Raw genomic sequence first — 20,465 nt, 5'->3', positions numbered from 1 at the left:
CGTGAAAACAGGAGGTATCTGTATGAAAACAGCAGTTGTGACAATGAATGTAAAACAAGGGAAGTGTGAAGAGAATTTTGCTTATATGGAAATGAAAATCAAACAAGCGATACTCGATGGTGCGGACTTGATTGTATTTCCTCAAAATGCTGTCAGTGGATATCTTTTAGGAGATCGTTGGCTAGAAGATGCTTGGTGTAAGTATGTGGATAGTTTCAATGATTTACTAATTGCGCTTAGTCAGGATATCGCGATTGTATGGGGGAATGTGAAATATCGTAATCATAGACGATTTAATGCGGCCTTCTTTGCGTATCAGGGAAAGACGCATATGCGAGTTAAGAAAAATGAAAATTTGCCTTATTTTTCAGATGTTCGATATTTTGAAGAAAGTGATATCAATAGTGCAATCGAGTTTAAAGATATGGTATTAGCACTGAACTTTCATGAGGAAGTACAGTTGGCAGATATGAATATAAATTTAGATGCGCATCCATACGATATGGATGAAAGACATGAGATAAAAGGGAATGTGATTTATGTAAATGCAGTAGGGGCACAGAATAATGCGAAAAGCGTTATGATTATGCAAGGAGGCTCTGCCGTACAAAATCAAAAGAAACTCCTTTATCAGGCACCTTATTTTAAAGAAGACTATCAAGTTGTGGATATACTAAGTGAAAACGTATGTGAGAAACAAGAACCAGTCTTATTAGATGCGCTAGCATGCGGTATCAAAGATTTTGATATGCAAGTGTTTGGTGGAAAACTACCTTGGGTGGTTGGTTTATCAGGCGGACTTGATAGCAGTGTGACTTGTGCGTTGTTGGCATATGCGCTTGGAAGTGAGCGTGTCTATGGGTTTAATATGGCTACGAAGCATAATAGTAATACAACGATAACAAATGCTGCAAAAGAAGCAAGTGCATTGGGTATACATTATAAAGAAGGCTCCATTCAAGCGTTTGTTGAAGCAAGTGCACATACATTGATGGAAGAATATGGGTTTCATGCGAAGCAAGATGAAACGTTGGTTATGGAAAATATCCAAGCAAGAGCAAGAGGGTATTTGTTGAGTGGTTTTGCGGGAATTCTCGGAGGAGTAATTGTAAATAACGGGAATAAAGTGGAATCTATGTTAGGGTATTGTACGTTGTATGGAGATAGTGTTGGAGCACTTAGTTTGATAGGTGATTTAACAAAGGTACAGTTGTTTGATTTATCGAGAGATTTGAATGCACATTTTGGAAAAGAAGTAATTCCATTATCCTTGTTACCAGAAGTTTATGAGGATCGTATGAATTGGGAAATGGCACCAAGTGCAGAATTAAAAGAAAATCAATTTGATCCAATGAAATGGTTCTATCATGATTATCTTGTGGAACATCTTGGTAAAGATATGGAAGTTGTTGATTTTATGAGAAAGTATTATCATCATGAGTTGGATGAAGAATTAGGTAGATGGATTCAGTATTATCATTTAGATGAGCCTGAAGCGTTCTTAAAGGACTTGGATTGGTTCTTGTCTACCGTCGAAAGAAATAGCTTTAAAAGGCTTCAAACACCTCCTGTATTGTGCTTGCATAAAAAAAGTCTAGCAACACAAATTGATGCACAAATGCGTTATGATAAGATAATGTACGAAAAGTGGAAAGAAAACATACGAAATATGTAGAATCTTTCGAGATTGTAAGAGTAATCTATAAGGTTTCATGGTAAAATAAGTACATGAGGGGTGATGTTTGCATGAAGTTTAAGTTAACAGATGAAATGCGTAAGAAAATATGGATGTATGCGATTATCATCGGCATCGGTATTTCTATTTATTTTGCGTTTTATCGCTTTGAGGCATTGGCAGGATTGTTTAGTACAGTAGTATCCTTAACAACGCCATTTGTACTAGGTTTTGCATTGGCGTTCTTATTGAATAAGCCAATGATGTTTTTTGAAAGAAAATTATTTGGGAAGTTATCTTGTAAACCTCAAATGAAACGTAACCTTTCCGCGATTTTAGCAATGATTGTGGCAATTGTAGTTGTCCTATTATTTTTAGGAATGTTGATTCCACAATTGTTGGATAGTATCTTTTCACTGGTAAGCGCATTCCCCGGATATGTAAATGATTTTCAACAGTTCGCAGTAAATTTTATGGAAAAAAATCAAATTGATCAAACCATTATTGATCGTTATTTGAACGATTCTGATATACTTACTAGACTTACAGATATCGTTACCAAAGCATTGCCACAAATGGCAAGGATGACTTATCAATTAGGTAGTACCTTATTGAATATCTTACTTGGCATTATGGCTGGGTTGTATATGATGATGGATAAAGAGAGATTATCAGGCTATGTGAAAAAAATCAACTATGCAATATTTCCAGATGGAGTGTCTGAATACTTTCATCGCATGGTACTAGCAAGTGGTGATATCTTTAATAATTTTATTGTAGGAAAAGCAATCGATTCATTGATTATAGGTATCTTATGTTATGTTGGGTCTTTGATTTTTAATTTCCCATATGCATTATTGTTATCTGTGTTTGTAGGAGTTACGAATATGATTCCAGTGTTTGGACCATTCATTGGAGCTGTCCCTGGTATCGTAATCTTATTTATCATCGATCCTCTTACGGCTGTATGGTTTGCATTGTTTATCTTTGCGCTTCAACAATTTGATGGTAATATTTTAGGCCCTCTGATTCTTGGGGATAAATTAGGACTTCCTACAATTGGTATTTTGTTCTCTGTATGTATAGGTGGAGGCTTGTTTGGAATCTTAGGTATGTTTATCGGTGTTCCATGCTTTGCGGTCTTCTATATGGCGTTAAGGGAATGGGTACATTATCGATTGAGTAAGAAGGAACTCGACTTAGATCAAATTAGCGAGCGGGTTCAAAAAGAAGCAAAAATATTAGAAAACGAAACAGAAGCATAATAAAAGCTCAACGCTATATAAGGCGTTGAGCTTTCTTATGTTAAGCTGGCATACTAACCATATCTTTCATTAACTCTTCATCATTCAATGTAAAGCTACAACGTTTACATTCTTGAATAACGTTGATCATATGATCAGAGACACGCTCGATATCCGTAAGGATTTCAGAATAGATAACACAATCATTTGCATTTACTTTTTTCGCAAGTAATCGATCAATTTGTGTTTGACGATAAGTTTCAGTTAATTCATCGATGCGATCTTCAATACGCTCGATTTTTTCATAACAATCATCATTACTGTTTAAACGATAAGTAAATAATAATGAGAAACTCTTTTCTAATAATTCTTTTAATTGTAATAATTCTTCTTTGATATGTTCATGAGAGCTTAGAACGTTTTCTCCACCTGGTTCTGCATATTGAATCATGTTCATAGCGTGATCCCCAATACGTTCGATATCTGCATAAGATTTATACAATGCATTACATGTTGTAGAGTCTTCATCATTCATATTTAATTGACTTACTTTAGTCATATAGTCTGTCATTTCCATATTGATGAAATTGATACGTTTTTCTCGTTTTCTAATTTTATCAAAATCATGTTCAATACCAATAAGGGTTTCAATGGACTGAATTAGATTTGTTTCTGATAACTTTAGCATAACCAAAGCTTCTTTACGAAGGTTTGATATTGCGATAGGAATAGAACCAATGTTGTGTACATCAATAAACATAAGTGGTACATTTTCACTAGAATCTTCCATTTCTTCTGGTTTAATTGGTAAGATAACAGTAGCAAGTTTCGCCAATTGATTACCAAATGGAAGCAGTAATAAGGTCGTCGCAATGTTAAATGCTGTATGTGCATTGGCAATCTGTGCAGCAGGATTGGTAGTAATTGCCTCCATCCAATCTACAAATGGAATGAAGTTTACGACAATCAAGAAGATTGTTGTACCTATAATATTAAAGGAGAGATGGATAATGGTCGTCCGCTTGGCATTTCGATTCGCCCCAAGAGACGCCATAAAACTTGTGATACAAGTTCCAATATTCTGTCCAAAGATAATATAGACAGCAGTATGTAATGGCACCAACCCACTCACCGCTAATGCTTGTAAGATACCAACAGAAGCACTTGAACTTTGAATCAAAGCGGTAAATGCAGCTCCTAATAGAATTGCTAATACTGGATTGGAAATTGTAGACATAGCATCAATGAACATAGGAGATCCCTGTAAAGGAACCATTGCATTCTTCATCATATCTAATCCTATAAATAGAATACCCAAACCACCAAAGATCTCACCAATAGAATTGATTTTTTTCTTTTTGATAAAGGTTACCATGACCACACCAACAATTGCGACTAATGGAGCAATCTTACTTGCGTCAAGAGCAATTAACTGACCAGTAATGGTCGTACCAACATTGGCGCCCATAATAATCCAAACGGCTTGACGTAATGTCATCAACTGAGAATTTACAAAGCCAACAACCATAACTGTTGTGGCAGAAGAACTTTGTACAACAGCTGTAATTCCAGCACCCACAAGAATTCCCAAAAAACGATTACTTGTAAGTTTTTCAAGAATACCCTTCATTTTATCCCCAGCAGCACCCTCTAAACCATTACTCATCATATGCATACCATATAAGAACAAGGCAAGGCCACCCAGAAGCATTAAGACACTTTCAAATGTCATAATACAAACCTCCTTTATTTTTAGTTTATACGTAAAGTATAACGTAAGTATTTACATGTAACAATAAAAAATTCCTTTATTTAATAAAATACATCACCCTAAACCCTGGTAGGAGTAGGGTGATGCACTACTTATGCAGCAACGTAAGCTTCTGATAATGCGTTGATATCTTCTTCGCGTAACGTAAAACTGCAACGTTTACACTCTTGAATGATATTCAACATATGATCGGATACACGTTCGATATCGGTCATAATTTCACTGTAATTCACACAATCTCTAGCTTCTACTTTTTTGTCTACTAATCGTTTGATTTGTGCATCACGATAGGTTGCGGTTAATTCATCAATCTTATCTTCGATACATTCGATTTTATTGTAGCAATCATCCGCACTATTCAATTGGTATGTAAACATCAAGGTAAAGCTTTCGCTTAATAGATTTAATAATGTTTGTAATTCTTCTTTGATAGGTTCATATGTTTTAAATTTAAACTGGTCTACCGTAGAATATTGTAAGATATTAATGGCATGATCACCAATACGTTCAATATCAGCGAAACATTTATATAATGCATTACAAGTGGTGGAGTCACGATCGTTCATATTCAATTGACTTACTTTTGTCATATAGTTTGTAATTTCATAATTGATAAAATTGATTCGTTTCTCTCGCTTCATAATCTTTTCCGCATTGAATTTTTCACCATAAATGGCTCCAATTGCTTCATTCATATTCTTTTGTGCAAGTTGTAATGTCGCAAGTGCTTCCTTCTGAAGAGAATTAATGGCGATTGGAATGGAACCAATATTGTTTTGATCAATAAAGGTAAGTGGAATATCGTATTTCGCATCTTCTTTTTCGTTTTCACGAAGAGGCATAATTTTCTGTGCTAACAAGGCTAATTTATTTCCAAATGGCAACAACAATAAGGTAGTTACAATATTAAAGGTTGTATGCGTATTTGCGATTTGTGCTGCAGGATTTGATGTAATGGAAGTCATCCAATCTACAAACGGCACAAGATTTACAAAGATAAGGAATAAAGCCGTACCTATAATATTAAAGGATAAGTGAATAACGGTCGTTCTTTTTGCGTTTCGATTGGCACTCAAGGATGCAAGCACTGCGGTGATACAAGTACCAATATTTTGTCCAAATATAATATAAATGGAAGAACTGAGCGGAATCAAACCACTGACTGCCAGTGCTTGTAAGATACCTACCGATGCACTGGAACTTTGAATTAAGGCAGTGAATCCAGCACCTACAAGAATTGCAAGGAATGGATTGGATATGGTGGTAATCATATCGATAAAGGCAGGAGAATCACGTAAAGGAACCATGGCATTTGACATCATACTCATACCGATGAATAAAATTCCTAACCCTCCAAAGATTTCCCCAATGGAATTTGCTTTTTTATTTTTGATAAATGTTACCATTACAACACCAATGATTGCGACCAATGGGGCAATCTTACTGGCATCTAATGCGATTAACTGTCCAGTAATGGTCGTACCAATATTGGCTCCCATAATAATCCAAACAGCTTGATTTAACGTCATCAGTTGAGAATTTACAAACCCTACAACCATAACTGTCGTGGCAGAAGAACTCTGAATAACAGCAGTAATACCTGCACCTACGATAACACCTAAGAAACGATTGCTAGTCAAACGTTCTAGAATGCTTTTCATTCGATCCCCAGCAGCGCCTTCTAGTCCAACACTCATCATATGCATACCATATAAGAAGAGTGCTAGTCCACCAAGCAACGCTAGGACATTGTTAAATGACATAAACTACCTCCCAAACAAAAATGTTCAGGTATAGTATAACTCGTTATATAAAAAGTTTTGTAAATTTTTTGTTAATTTTTAACAATAATTTAACGCAAAACTCTAACAAAGTATATAAAAAGTAGCGATTCTATGAAGAATTGCTACTTTTGTGTTAATTTATTGCATATTGATGAACATATCATCGTAGGTAGGGAATGGGTAGTTTTCTGCAGACATCGCTTCTTCAATCTCATCGATAACTGCACGTAATTCATTCATCGTTGGGACCACAACATGATCAAGATAAAGTGCTTTCTCCATATTGTTTGGATAAGCAGAACGTTCGATCATCTTGTTCTTTAAATTATGATAGGTTTCATCAAATGTTGTTAATAAAGAAACAAGTTGAGCTATCTTACGTTTGTAGTATGGATTTTCTACACCCAAAGAATTTTGCGCATCGCTATAAAACTTGATCTCTTTTACAAGTGCTGGCAAAATTTCTTTCTTACTTATATCTAACAACGTTAATACTTCGGCTTTCACAGATTTGCGATACTCTTCCGTTAAAATATCCACACGTGCTTGCAACTCTGTTTGATTGTAAACTTCATTACGCGCAAACATTGCCACTGCTTTTTCATCAATCATAGATGGAATGGAATCTAAGTAATGGGCAATATTAGGAAGACCACGTCGTTTCGCTTCTTCTAACCATTCATCGGAATATCCATCTCCTGAGAATAAAATGCGAGAGTGTTTTTTTAAGATATCACGACAGATATCTAAAGATTTTTTACGAATATCATCAATGTATTTCAAATTCTGTAATTGATCCCCTATGCGACGCAGGGAATCTGCCACAATGGTATTCAAAATAATGTTGGTAGTAGATGCACTACGACTACTTCCTACCATACGGAATTCAAATTTATTTCCAGTAAAGGCAAATGGAGATGTACGGTTACGATCGCTTGTATCTTTTGGCACATAGGATAAGTTTGCGATTGCATATGGCTGTGTTTCTACTTCGTTCTTTAATTCGTTATCACCCTTACGGAGTTTATCAAAGATGATTTCTAACTCATCTCCCATACAAATAGAGACAACCGCAGGTGGAGCTTCATCTGCACCTAAACGATAATCATTTCCATAACAGCTTGCGGCCATGCGAAGAAGTTCTGGATAACTATCCACAGCTTCAATAATCGCACTTACAAATAATAAGAAACGGATATTTTCATGTGGACGATCACCTGGCTCTAATAAGTTTTGACCATCATCGGTTACCAAGGACCAGTTGTTATGTTTCCCACTTCCATTCACTCCTTGGAATGGTTTTTCATGAAGAAGACAAGCAAATCCATGTTTTTCTGCTTTCTTCTTCAACACATCCATAATAATAAGGTTTTGATCCACTGCAATATTTACTTCTGAATATAATGGCGCAAGTTCAAATTGACATGGAGCGACTTCATTATGCTCTGTCTTAGCGTAGATTCCAAGTTTCCATAGTTCTTCATCTACTTCTTCCATAAACGCTTGTACACGTGTTGGAATGCTGCCGAAATAATGTCCACGAATATCCATACTCTTTGGAGGCATAGAACCAAACAAAGTTCTTCCTGTGTGTACTAGATCTTTACGCTTCTGATACATTTCTTTATCTATAAGGAAGTATTCTTGTTCAAGTCCTACCATAGCACTTACACGTTTGATATCTTTATCTTTAAACAAGTTAACAATACGCGTTGCTTGTTTGCTAATGGCTTCTACCGATTTTAATAGAGGTGCTTTTTTATCAAGTGTTTCTCCATTATAAGAAACAAAGATGGTTGGAATACACAATACGTTATCTCTTAAAAAAGCTGGAGATGTACAATCCCAATACGTATACCCACGTGCTTCAAATGTTGCACGAAGTCCACCACTTGGAAAACTAGACGCATCTCCTTCACCTTTAATCAGTGATTTACCAGAGAAACGAGAAATTGGTTGATCGTATTCACCAGGTTCAATAAAACTATCATGTTTTTCTGCAGTAGAGCCTGTTAATGGTTGGAACCAATGTGTAAAGTGAGTGGCTCCTTTTTCCATTGCCCATGTTTTCATAGCGTGTGCAATCGCATCAGCGGTTGTACGATCAAGTGCATCTTCTTTACGAGTTGCAGTCTTCCATTTTGAATATATTGGATGAGGAAGGCACTCCTTCATTACGCTTTCACTAAATAAATTGATGCCAAAATCATCAAAGGGATGTTTGTTTGTCATATTGATACTCCTCCTATACAAGGATTTTACAGTATTTCATAAAAAAAGTATAGAAAAACATAACAAAAATGAAAAAAATAGAAGAAAATAGAAAAATAATTGCAAAAAACCAATTTAAAATAGAAAAACTTTGAAATATTCAAAAAATGTTTGTGATTATGTTAAATTGTAGTATGTATGCAAAGTGGATGCAATTTTACAATATTTGTAGTATAATTTGGAATAGAAAGTGTTGAATGCCGCATCATAATAGAGATTTGCATAAATATTGTCATAAGTACGTGGTGAAAAGCATAAAACATACATAGGACAGTAGCAAACTGGATGAGGCATAAAACATCCACAAGGAGGAATATACATGAATTTAAAAGGAACAAAAACAGAAAAGAATTTGAGTGAAGCATTTGCTGGGGAGTCCATGGCAAGAAATAAATATACTTACTATGCTAGCAAGGCAAAAAAAGATGGATACGTTCAAATTAGCAACATCTTTGAACAAACAGCAAACAACGAAAAAGAACATGCAAAATTATGGTTCAAATTATTACATGATGGAATGCCTGATACAGTAACGAACTTAAAAGATGCTGCAGCTGGTGAAAACTACGAATGGACAGATATGTATGCTCGTATGGCAAAAGAAGCACGTGAAGAAGGATTCGACGATATTGCGGATACTATGGAAGGTGTTTTAGCAATTGAAAAGACACATGAACAACGTTATGTTGCTTTATTAAACAATATCGAAGACGGATCTGTTTTTGATAAGTGCGAAGAAACTACTTGGGAATGTCTAAACTGTGGACATTTACATGTAGGTAAGAGTGCTCCTGAGCTTTGCCCAGTATGCGATCACCCACAATCTTACTTCGAAGTACGCGAAGAAAACTACTAGGATACAATGAGTTATAAGACTTCATAGGACATTGGTTGAACAAACCATCCTATGGAGTTTTTTTTTGGAACTTATTCAGATTTTTATCCCTATATATAGGAACATGATATAATGGAAGAAATGATATGGAAGGGAGTTCACATGCAAATACAGACACGTAATATGACATCTATGATGTACAAGGGAATATTGTGTATGATAAGTTTGTGTACATTATGGGGATGTAAAGATGCAAAGACATCATATGCATCGATGTCAAAAGAAGAGTTACAACAAGTATATGATACAAATGAACAAGATGTATCAAACATGAACAAAGATATAGAAACGAAAAAAATGACACTATCGCAATATAAAAAAGATCAGAAGCGATTGACTTCCTTACAGGAAGATATAAAAAAGGCTCAAGAAGAAATGCTAGATATACAAAAACAAGCACTTTATGTGGGGAAGTTTGTATGTAAGGTCAATACTTGTCAGGGAAATCCCAAACATGAGAATTATGGTGATTTTATAGCAATCACGGAAACTCTAGTTGAGGCAAGAGAAGATCTGTTACAATTACAAGATGAGGAAGAAAAGTTAGAAGATAAGATAGAGAAAGAAGAAGATATCGAAGAAGTTATAAAAGAGATAGAAACAAAGATTGAAAAGCTGACTCTTGAGAATGAAGAAATAAAAGAACAATTAGGGCAATAATAGCGTAATAGAAGGTGTTAAAAACTAGTATAAAGACCTTGTTTTGACCCTTTATTTATAGTATATACGACAAGTTTATATAAAATTTATTATTTTGTGTTGTAAAATAAATTTAAACGTGTAAAATATGTATCATACATCTGTGAAGAATTGGTAAAGATGTGGATAGAGCGCATAAGTTTTATGTGAAGATTGTATGACAAGGGAAAAGAAGGTTTAAATAAAGATATGGTGAATTTTATACATTCCGTGCTGGGCTTTCGAAAAATGTCCCCCGCACAAAAAATTGCATCCAGTTTTTTATTGGTCATCCTAACAGGTACTGTGTTATTGACACTACCAATATCGAATGCTGATGGTCAATTTTTAGATCCTATCAATGCGTTGTTCTCAGCGACGAGTGCGACTTGTGTTACTGGTTTAACAGTGATTGATGTTTCAACACAATTCAATTACTTCGGGCAAACGGTTATGATGTTGTTGATGCAAGTTGGTGGACTAGGGTTGATGACCTTTATGGCAGTGTTTCTGCTAATTATTAAGAATCGTTTATCAATGAATGAAAAGATAGCGATGAAAGAAATGTTAAATCAAGATAAAGTTTGGAATATGCGTAAGTTTATTCTAGATATTCTATATTATACCTTATTTTTTGAAACGATTGGGGCAATCTTAATATCGTTTCGAATGATTCCAACATATGGTTTGATGGATGGTGGATTCAAATCTATATTCTTGGCAGTATCTGCATTCTGTAATGCAGGGTTTGATACGTTAGGAACCACGAGTTTACAAGCCTATGTTCATGATCCACTTATGTGTTTAACAATCATGTCTTTGATTGTATTGGGTGGTATTGGTTTTGCAGTTTGGTTTGATGTACGTGATAAAGTCGGACCATTATTAAGAAGAGAGATTTCATTTAAGAAATTTAGACATAGTTTAACGCTTCACACGAAAATTGTATTGTTGGTAACTGTATTCTTAATTGTTGTCGGTGGTGTTGTCATCATGTTGTTGGAATTCAACAATCCTAATACCATGGGAGATTTTACACTTCCAGAAAAGTTGATGAGTGGAATGTTTGAATCCATTGCTTTGCGTACTGCTGGATTTACATCCATCAATTATGCAGGACTACATCAAGGTACAAGTTTGATTATGATGATCTTAATGTTTATCGGTGGATCTCCAGGAGGTACTGCTGGTGGTATTAAGACAACTACATTTGCAGTTTTGGTTATCTATATGATTTGTATGTTGAAGGGAAAAGATCATACGATTGCATTTAAACGTACGGTTGGTAATGGTGTTGTGATACGAGCAATGGGTATCTTCTTCATCAACTTGGTAACTTTATTTACAGGAATTTTCCTTCTTTGTATATTTGAAGATAAGGATTTCTTATCCATGTGCTTTGAAGCAGTAAGCGCATTAGCGACGGTTGGATCGAGTCTAGGTATTACTGGTTCCTTAGGCGTTGCTGGGAAATTGATAATTATATTATTGATGTATGTAGGAAGAATTGGTATTTCTACTTTGATTCTTTCTCTTACTAGACAAAAGAATTTAGAAACAAATAAAGTTGTTTATCCGGATGGTAATATCATCGTAGGTTAAGGAGACAGGTGTATGAAAAAAACATTAAATAGACAGTATGCAGTATTAGGGTTAGGGATTTTTGGTTCTACAGTCGCAAAGACATTAAGTATGCACAATTGTGAAGTTATCGCAGTAGATAGTGATCCAAAGTGTGTCAATCGTATGGCAGATATCGTAACACAAGCAATGCAGTGTGATATTACCGACATTGATCAATTGCGTGCTGCAGGAATTGCGGATTGTGATATCGCTATTGTAAGTATGGGAAGTCATTTGGAAGAAAGCGCAATGGGTATTATCAACTTAAAAGAGTTAGGTATTCCTTATATCGTTGCGAAAGCTAAGAATAAACGTTATATGCAAGTATTCTTGGAACTAGGTGCGAATAAGGTTGTACGCCCTGAAAAGGAAATGGGAGTACAAGTCGCAAAAGGTGTACTTGGTAAAAATATTATTGATATCGTTGACTTAGATAAAGATTATAGTGTTGTGGAAATTCCAGCTCCTGAAAAATGGATTGGAAAGTCTTTAATACAATTAGATTTAAGACGTACGCATGGAATCAATGTTGTTGGAATACGTTCTGTTGGAGAAGAACATTTGAATATTTGTCCAGATGCAGAATATAGCGTAAGACCTAACGATCATTTATTGATCATTGCGAATGGAAATACATTGGATCAGTTCGATTCACTATAGGCGAAGGGTATGTGTGAAAGCACATACCTTTTTTGTATTAAATTAGTGTTTATTTTCATACACTCTATTAGGAGGTTGAGTTATGGTAGAAGTAGAAAATATACAATTAGATCATCATGAGTTTATTGGCATTTATTTAAATCTCCCTCAATATCCCATTCATTTTATTATGTCTACACATTCGATTCTTGCGCAAGAAAACTTCTCCATGGAGCATTTTAATCATGTAGAGAAAGATGTTGCTTTGATTTTGTGTAGTTATACCTTTGGCTTTGAGGGATTATTAGCAAGTGTTGTAGTGGATTGTAATACACACGCAAAGCATAAGGGTGTTTGTAAAGGAATGTTGGCGAAAGAGGCGTTGATGCTTTGTGAGAAAAATACGAATCAAGCGTTACCGCAAGTTTAAAATACTTGCGATCATAATAGTTTTATTAAGTTCGAGTTTTTTAGCGACTCGATCATTTAATCGTTATATGGAGCCTCAACTATTGGCAATTGCAAAACAACATGCAGGCTTTGCAATCAATAACATTGTAAAAGAAGTTCTAGCAGATATGGAGTTTAATCAAAAGGATACTGTAAATATTCAAAAGAACAATGATGGAACCATTACGAATATTGACTATGATTCCGCAAGGTTAAATCAAATCTTATATACTGCGCTAAATACTATCGATGCATCCTTATTAGCGGCACAAGATGGAAGAAAAGATCCAACTACAAAAGATGTATTCTATGAAGATGGAGTACTCTATGAGGTGCCTATGGGCTATTTCTCTCATCTTTATTTCCTATATGAAAAAGGACCGAAAGTAAAAATAAAGATGAAGATGATGAACGATGTGACTGGAGAAATCAAAACAGAAACAAAACCATATGGAATTAATAATACAATGGTGAAAATATCACTGGTTGTGCATGTAAACGCCCAAGTATTAACTTTTTTAAGTACGAGTGAATTGAACAATAAGTGTGAGATACCAATCATAATCCAAGTGGTGAATGGAAGTGTTCCTAATATTTCACCTTATGGGGCTACGAATGAATAAAAGCAGTCTTTCGGCCAATGTCATTTAGTTAAGAAATAATAAACTAGAGGAATCAATTAAAATTTGACCCTCTTTTTTTATTTTCAATATATGTATTGACATAACATTGAAAATCTGGCGCCTCGCTGCGCTCAGCGCTTCGTTAGGAAAGTAAAAGGAGGTTGTATCCACATGACAACTACAATTTTATTTTTCTGTAAATCAAAAGTATGGAATAAAGAAATAGGAGGATTTATTTATGTCCAACTATTCTAAAGAAGTTTTAGATGTATTAGATCATAGTATTTTATCTGCAATCCAGCGAAAAAACGAAATGAATATCGTTAAGAATTCTTCTGATTTCTCTAGAAATCGAAAATTAAATTTTCACGATTTAATGAAAATCATTATCTTTATGTCTTCGAAGCCAATTAAGGAAGAACTCTGGGATTATTTTGATTATGATGAAGATGTAGCTACTTCTAGTGCTTTCGTTCAAGCAAGAGAGAAATTGCTTCCTAATGCTTTTCAAACAGTATTTCATATGATGAACAAACATTTTCCTTGTGATACCACTTATCATGGGTATCATTTAATAGCAATTGATGGTTCTGATTTAGCTATTTCTCGTGATGAGAACGATCAAGAAACCTTTGTATATAAGGGAGAAAATATAAAAAATTGTAATCAGTACCATATTAATTCTGCGTATGATATATTAAATTATAGATATATTGATATGATTATTCATGGAGCACAAAACCCTGGTGAACAGGCTTCGATGCATATCATGGCAGAGCGATACAAATATGATAAAGCAATATTTATCGCAGATCGTAATTATGCAACTTGGAACATCATGGAGCATATTAAGCAAGCAAATCAAAACTTTCTTATTCGCTCTAAAGATATTCACGCTTCAACAGGACTTTTGAGAAAATTTAGTCTTCCAGATAGTGAGTTTGATTTAGACGTTGAAGTAATATTAACAAATAAACAAACAAAAGAAGTTAAGAACAATCCTAGCAAATATCGAGCTATTTCAAATACAACTACATTCGATTATATTACTCCTGAGCAAAGCTTTTATACAATGACGTTTCGTCTAGTTCGTTTTAAGATTGAAGGTCAAGAGGAATATGAATCAATCTTAACCAATCTTTCTAGAGAGCAATTTCCCAAAAAGATTATAAAAGAGTTATATGGGATGCGTTGGGGAATAGAAGTATCATTTAGACATTTAAAATATTCTGCTGGACTTCGTGTTCTCCACTCAAAAAAGCGAAACAGTATTCTACAAGAAGTTTGGGCAAGAGCAATTCTCTATAATTTATCGAGGGTGATTATAGACAAACTTACTAAAAAAGATAATAAAGCACATTTAAAATGGAACTATAAAATCAATATTACTAGAGCAATTCATTTTATACGTAAAATGGCAAAAAGAAAAGGTGGAGTTCCACCTAATCTTGAGGAAATGATATCTAAAGAAGTATTACCAATAAGAACTGAGCGTAAAAACCCTAGAAAAGTTAAAACTCAGCGCTTTATTTCCTTTAATTATCGTTTCTCTTAAACATGTATATTATACCTCTTATTTTCAAAAATATCATCCTTTAATAGGAGTTTTTATCATGTCAAAAACGAAACAGTTTATTTTATACAATAGTCTTTATAATAAAAAATCACAGTGTTTAGTATTCGTTTACTAATATCTGTGATTTTTCGTTTCTTAACTAAATGACATTGGTCTTTCGGCTGCTTTTATGAGCTTATTTACGTAAGGAATCAATATATTTACGAATATTAGATGCATTACTATATGTTTCACATCCATCTTTTGTACATACCACTAAGGTAGGGGATTGCATAATCGCAAACTTCTTCGTAAGTTCAATATTATCTTCCGCATCCACTTTATCATATTCTACACCAGCATTATTTAACCATGTAGATGCAATCTTACAATTTGGACAAGTCTTTGTTGTGAAGAGCATGATACCTTCTTCATCAACGACTGGTTTTTCTATTTGTGTTTCTTTTGTGCTTGGACTTGCAAATGCTTCTTTTCCAGAAAGGATAGAATGTCCAATGTCGTATTCTTTACGTTCTTTGTATTCTTGCGCTTTTCCTTCATTCCAGTTTTGGATAGGTCGATAATATCCTGTTATACGACTCCATACTTCTGTTGGCTTTCCACAAATTGGACATACATATTGTTCACCTGTTAAATACCCGTGAGTCTTACAAATAGAGTAGGTTGGGGATAATGTATAGTAAGGGAGTTTATAGTTGTCAGAAATGGTTTTCACAAGGCTAGCGGCAGCTTTCCAATCAGGAAGCTTCTCACCTAGGAAGGCATGGAATACAGTCCCTGATGTATACAGGGCTTGTAATTCATCTTGTACATCCAATGCATCAAAGATATCTTCACTAAAGCCTACAGGCAAATGAGAACTATTGGTATAGTATGGTGTTCCATCTTGTGTTGCGCAAAGGATATCTGGGTATAGCTTTTTGTCATGTTTCGCAAGACGGAAGGTAGTAGATTCTGCTGGAGTTGCCTCTAGGTTGTATAAATCACCATATTCTTCTTGATAAATGACCAAACGATTGCGCATATGATCCAATACTTCTTTTGTAAAGGCTTGTGTTGTTTTATCTGTTAAATCTTTACCTAACCAGTTGGCATTTAGACCTACTTCATTCATTCCAATCAAACCAATGGTAGAGAAATGATTTTCAAAAGATCCAAGGTAACGTTTTGTATATGGATAAAGACCTTCATCTAATAAACGAGTAATGATATCACGTTTAATTTTTAAGGAACGTGCAGAAATATCCATCAAACGATCCAATCGTTTATAGAAGTCTTCTTTGTTCGTTGCTAGATAGGCAATACGAGGCATGTTGATGGTCACAACTCCTACAGAGCCAGTACTTTCACCACTTCCGAAGAAACCTCCAGATTTTCTACGAAGTTCACGAAGATCCAAACGTAAACGACAACACATACTACGTACATCACTTGGTTCCATATCACTATTTACATAGTTAGAGAAGTAAGGTGTACCATATTTTGAAGTCATTTCAAACAATAAACGATTATTTTCTGTATCTGACCAATCAAAATCAGAAGTTATAGAATACGTAGGAATAGGATATTGGAAACCACGTCCTTGTGCATCTCCTTCAATCATAATTTCTATGAATGCTTTATTGATCATATCCATCTCTTTTTTACAATCTTTATATTTAAAATCTAACTCTTTACCACCAATGATACAGTTAAGCTCTGCTAAATCATTAGGTACACTCCAATCCAATGTAATATTAGAGAATGGTGCTTGTGTTCCCCAACGACTTGGTGTATTCACTCCATAAATGAAGGATTCAATGCATTTTTTTACTTGTTCATAAGATAAATCATCTGCTTTTACAAAGGGTGCTAAATACGTATCGAAAGAAGAGAATGCTTGTGCACCAGCCCATTCATTTTGCATAATACCTAAGAAATTGACCATTTGATTACAAAGGGTTGCTAAGTGAGAGGCAGGCTTACTTGTAATCTTTCCACTAACTCCACCCAATCCTTCTTGGATCAATTGTTTCAAAGACCATCCTGCACAATATCCAGTTAACATACTTAAGTCATGGATATGTACGTCACCTTTACGATGTGCACTTGCTATTTCATCATCATAAATTTCTGACAACCAATAATTCGCAGTAATGGCTCCGCTGTTATTTAAAATCAATCCACCGACGGAATAGGTAACGGTAGAGTTCTCTTTCACACGCCAATCGGTTGCTTTTACATAACTATCAACTAAGTCTTTATAATCTAGAATGGTTGACTTCATATTACGTAACTTTTCGCGTTGTCTACGATATAAGATATAAGCTTTCGCTACATCTGCATATCCAGATTCAATTAGTACGGCTTCTACACTATCCTGAATATCTTCTACTGCGATTTTATCTGCTTTAATTTTTGGTTCAAAATGGGATGTAACACGAAGTGCTAACATCTCTATAATACTTGGATGATATTGACGTTCAACTGCTTCAAATCCCTGTGTAATCGCATCACTAATTTTTGTGATATTAAATTCTCTTTCTTTGCCATCTCTTTTAATAACTTTGTACATGTAAGTTTCCTCTCTTTCAAATACCCCTTAACTGTGTGTTTGGTATATATTCCTTTATGATTTCTAGGAATGTGTGAAGTGTATCTATGTCATGCGCATGTAATCCTGGTGTAATGACATGGTCACTGTCGACGAAATTTTGAAGATAATAAGCATCTGCCCCTTGTAGCCATTTCGCAATCTCTTTCATATCTTCTATACTATGAAATTCTTTTACGATGGTTGTGCGAAATTCATAATCCACTGCATTGCTCAATAGATATTGAATACTTTGTTGGATAGGTGTGATATCAAAGGTGGTTAAACCTATGGTTTCCGCATATCGTTTAGGGCTGTTTTTTATATCCATGGCAACAAAATCCACAAGCCCTTCATCTACAAGATGTTTTAAGGCGATGGGATTACTACCATTGGTATCGAGTTTAATCTTATAACCGAGAGCTTTTACCTTTCGCATAAAAGGTTCTAATCCACTGCTTAATAGAGGTTCTCCTCCACTAATGCAAATTCCTTCCAATATTCCTATTCTCTTTTTTAAAAAGGATAGGATGTCTTCTTGTGCAATTTCTGCTGTATTCTCGGGAAGAAATACCAAATCAGAATTTTGACAGAATGGACAACGGAAGTTACACCCTCCTGTAAAAATTGTACTGGCCATCTTTCCAGGATAATCTAACAGTGTAAGCTTTTGAAGTCCAAAGAGGGATATTGTGGAAGTTGTATCTTCTTCTTCAAAATTACGGGCAGTATCACATAGCTTTTCCAAAGAAGCTTCGAAAAGTGCTTCTTCCTCCGTATCCATATTACTGGTTAACTTCTCCCACCATCTTCTTCTAACTTTATATATTTCGGGTATAATTTCTTTTGTTTTCTCAGTTGTATATAAACAACGAACACGTCGATCTTCTTCACTTGCTACAGTGGTAACCAAACCTTGTTCTTCCAGCTTTTGAACACTTTTTGTAATCGTTCCTTTATCGAAACAACCTTTCAAAGCGAGGCTTTGCATACTGATTCCTTCATTTTCATAAATGAGAATAAGGAAGGGGAGTTGCCCTGAACCGATGCCGTATTCTGCTAGTTTTTTATCGTAATACTTTTGCCCATTTCGGTACAAAAGAGAGATGTTCATAAATAAATAATTGCTGCTTTCCATAGTGTTCTCCTAATGGTTGACAATTCAACTATTATCATATTAGCACATGAAAGTTGAACATTCAACTAAAATAATGCGATGTTTTAAATTCTTAAGAAACCGTTTACAACTACAAGTATCAACTGTTTTAAAGGAATCAAACACGATATATGATGAACTTCATGAAAAGGCTATTAATCAGCACAAAATGTCACAAAAAAAGTCTATACATTGTACAGACTTTTCAATTGAATAGTACGAGTGAGAATATTATTTATAACTTCGTTTTTATGAAGATATTGAATCATTTATAACTTTATATTCGAGTTCAATATACGAATCTTTTAGAACATTACATTTCATAAGCTTTAAAGCCTTCAAATTTATTAACTCATTTTCTTGGGTGATTGATTTGCCATCAATCAATGTTGGAGTATCTTGTCCTCCAACCAAAAGTGGGGAAATAACTACATGTACATAATCAATTAACTTCTCTTTTAAAAACAATGCGTTTAAATTTCCACCAGATTGAATGGTGATTCTTTCTACGTCGAACTTTTCTGCTAAATCATGAAGCAATAGTTTTAAGTCTAATTCTGGGTACAATATAATTTCCAGATTATCATATTTCTCCTTCATAGAGAAGGCGACATGATGTTTGTTGGTCGTTAACAATATTAATTTATTCATCCAATGACAAATATAATCAATACCTTTTTCATTGAGCCAAGGTTTATTATCAATAATAACAAATCGACAATTCACTTTATCATGATATGTATCCATATCATTGACTCCTATTTTCGCCATTACTCTTCCAGTGTTTAAGGAATAGAAATCAGTCGTGGCTTCCAATTCATAATATTGGTGCAGACCTTCCTTAACACCTTCTATTGTACACCAATCTTTATCAGCGTCTAAATTGTCACTACTTCCACTGCTTATTTTTCCATCTAAGGATTCTAACATAAATAGGGTAGTTATGGGTTTTTTCATGCTTTTCATCTCCTTTTTATTAATCTTATAATAGCAGTTTTCTTTCAAATTATCTAGGGTTATATAGACCACAAAAAAACCTGCACATTGTACAGGTTTCTTAATTAGAATGGTGGGGACGGTGGGACTTGAACCCACACGGGATTGCTCCCAACGGATTTTAAGTCCGTTGCGTCTGCCGATTTCGCCACGACCCCAAAAATGGAGGTTCCGATCGGATTTGAACCGATGATCACAGAGTTGCAGTCTATTGCCTTACCACTTGGCTACGGAACCATGATCGCTGCATGTTTTTCAGAAGGATAAAATGGTGGGGACGGTGGGACTTGAACCCACACGGGATTGCTCCCAACGGATTTTAAGTCCGTTGCGTCTGCCGATTTCGCCACGACCCCGCAATTTCGCTACTGAAAACATGTTGCTATAATATTATATAATAATTAAACGAAAATGCAAGCAAAAAATGAACTTTTTACCAAGCTCTTTCAATCCTATGGAAATCAGTGATTTGAACTACTTTAGCTTATGAAACTTGTTGTCTAATGGAAGGG

At 34.9% G+C, this 20,465-nt stretch carries 15 protein-coding genes and 3 tRNA genes; 9 read left to right on the top strand and 9 right to left on the bottom strand.

Annotated features, from left to right (window positions below):
- Nucleotides 1-22 precede the first annotated feature (22 nt).
- Both nadE and ACWG42_RS10615 read left to right on the top strand, forming a co-directional pair.
- Entirely contained in the window at nucleotides 23-1,675 is a 1,653-nt protein-coding gene (gene nadE / locus ACWG42_RS10620; protein ID WP_455792205.1) for an NAD(+) synthase, read from the top strand.
- 71 nt (nucleotides 1,676-1,746) lie between these two features.
- The gene (locus tag ACWG42_RS10615; RefSeq protein WP_455792203.1) at nucleotides 1,747-2,940 is read left to right on the top strand and encodes an AI-2E family transporter; all 1,194 of its coding nucleotides are present in this window, start codon (nucleotides 1,747-1,749) and stop codon (nucleotides 2,938-2,940) included.
- A gap of 40 nt (nucleotides 2,941-2,980) precedes the next feature.
- Here ACWG42_RS10615 and ACWG42_RS10610 read toward each other — a convergent pair whose 3' ends face one another.
- The 3 genes from ACWG42_RS10610 to ACWG42_RS10600 form a co-directional block, all read right to left on the bottom strand.
- Nucleotides 2,981-4,651, bottom strand: a complete 1,671-nt coding sequence (locus ACWG42_RS10610; protein ID WP_455792201.1) for a Na/Pi cotransporter family protein — start codon at nucleotides 4,649-4,651, stop codon at nucleotides 2,981-2,983.
- Nucleotides 4,652-4,782: 131 nt separating this feature from the next.
- Nucleotides 4,783-6,453 (bottom strand): Na/Pi cotransporter family protein, encoded by a 1,671-nt coding sequence (locus tag ACWG42_RS10605; protein WP_455792199.1) that lies wholly within the window; start codon nucleotides 6,451-6,453, stop codon nucleotides 4,783-4,785.
- A 159-nt stretch (nucleotides 6,454-6,612) separates the two neighbouring features.
- Entirely contained in the window at nucleotides 6,613-8,706 is a 2,094-nt protein-coding gene (locus ACWG42_RS10600; protein WP_455792197.1) for a glutamine synthetase III family protein, read from the bottom strand.
- 358 nt (nucleotides 8,707-9,064) lie between these two features.
- Here ACWG42_RS10600 and rbr point away from each other — a divergent pair, with 358 nt between their 5' ends.
- The 7 genes from rbr (at nucleotide 9,065) to ACWG42_RS10565 (ending at nucleotide 15,208) form a co-directional block, all read left to right on the top strand.
- The gene (gene rbr / locus ACWG42_RS10595; protein WP_455792195.1) at nucleotides 9,065-9,601 is read left to right on the top strand and encodes a rubrerythrin; all 537 of its coding nucleotides are present in this window, start codon (nucleotides 9,065-9,067) and stop codon (nucleotides 9,599-9,601) included.
- A 141-nt stretch (nucleotides 9,602-9,742) separates the two neighbouring features.
- The gene (locus tag ACWG42_RS10590) at nucleotides 9,743-10,300 is read left to right on the top strand and encodes a hypothetical protein (protein ID WP_455792193.1); all 558 of its coding nucleotides are present in this window, start codon (nucleotides 9,743-9,745) and stop codon (nucleotides 10,298-10,300) included.
- Between the two features lie 267 nt (nucleotides 10,301-10,567).
- Nucleotides 10,568-11,920, top strand: coding sequence for a TrkH family potassium uptake protein (locus ACWG42_RS10585; protein WP_455792191.1), 1,353 nt, complete (start codon nucleotides 10,568-10,570; stop codon nucleotides 11,918-11,920).
- A gap of 12 nt (nucleotides 11,921-11,932) precedes the next feature.
- Nucleotides 11,933-12,601 carry a potassium channel family protein gene (locus ACWG42_RS10580; protein WP_455792189.1) on the top strand — a complete coding sequence of 223 codons (669 nt, stop codon included), beginning with the start codon at nucleotides 11,933-11,935 and terminating at the stop codon, nucleotides 12,599-12,601.
- 82 nt (nucleotides 12,602-12,683) lie between these two features.
- Complete coding sequence (locus ACWG42_RS10575) at nucleotides 12,684-13,010, top strand: hypothetical protein (RefSeq protein WP_455792187.1); 327 nt, start codon at nucleotides 12,684-12,686, stop codon at nucleotides 13,008-13,010.
- Nucleotides 12,973-13,653: a sporulation protein YunB gene (locus ACWG42_RS10570; RefSeq protein ID WP_455792185.1), complete on the top strand. Its 681-nt coding sequence runs from the start codon at nucleotides 12,973-12,975 to the stop codon at nucleotides 13,651-13,653. The genes ACWG42_RS10575 and ACWG42_RS10570 overlap by 38 nt, the downstream gene beginning before the upstream one ends.
- Before the next feature lie 238 nt (nucleotides 13,654-13,891).
- Nucleotides 13,892-15,208 carry an IS4 family transposase gene (locus tag ACWG42_RS10565; RefSeq protein WP_455792183.1) on the top strand — a complete coding sequence of 439 codons (1,317 nt, stop codon included), beginning with the start codon at nucleotides 13,892-13,894 and terminating at the stop codon, nucleotides 15,206-15,208.
- 196 nt (nucleotides 15,209-15,404) lie between these two features.
- Here ACWG42_RS10565 and ACWG42_RS10560 read toward each other — a convergent pair whose 3' ends face one another.
- The 6 genes from ACWG42_RS10560 to ACWG42_RS10535 all read right to left on the bottom strand — a co-directional run bounded on the left by ACWG42_RS10560 (nucleotide 15,405) and on the right by ACWG42_RS10535 (nucleotide 20,309).
- The gene (locus ACWG42_RS10560) at nucleotides 15,405-17,783 is read right to left on the bottom strand and encodes a ribonucleoside triphosphate reductase (RefSeq protein WP_455792181.1); all 2,379 of its coding nucleotides are present in this window, start codon (nucleotides 17,781-17,783) and stop codon (nucleotides 15,405-15,407) included.
- Nucleotides 17,784-17,799: 16 nt separating this feature from the next.
- Nucleotides 17,800-18,939, bottom strand: a complete 1,140-nt coding sequence (locus ACWG42_RS10555; protein WP_455792179.1) for an anaerobic ribonucleoside-triphosphate reductase activating protein — start codon at nucleotides 18,937-18,939, stop codon at nucleotides 17,800-17,802.
- 267 nt (nucleotides 18,940-19,206) lie between these two features.
- Nucleotides 19,207-19,914 carry a dihydrofolate reductase family protein gene (locus tag ACWG42_RS10550; RefSeq protein ID WP_455792178.1) on the bottom strand — a complete coding sequence of 236 codons (708 nt, stop codon included), beginning with the start codon at nucleotides 19,912-19,914 and terminating at the stop codon, nucleotides 19,207-19,209.
- Nucleotides 19,915-20,024: 110 nt separating this feature from the next.
- Nucleotides 20,025-20,111 (bottom strand) — tRNA-Leu (locus tag ACWG42_RS10545).
- Between the two features lie 5 nt (nucleotides 20,112-20,116).
- Nucleotides 20,117-20,190 (bottom strand) — tRNA-Cys (locus ACWG42_RS10540).
- 32 nt (nucleotides 20,191-20,222) lie between these two features.
- Nucleotides 20,223-20,309: transfer RNA gene (locus ACWG42_RS10535), tRNA-Leu, on the bottom strand.
- Nucleotides 20,310-20,465: the final 156 nt, after the last annotated feature.

This window comes from Amedibacillus sp. YH-ame10 (assembly GCF_053848885.1).
The sequence above is the reverse complement of the archived record's forward strand: the minus strand, read 5'-3'. Positions and strand labels throughout refer to the sequence as shown.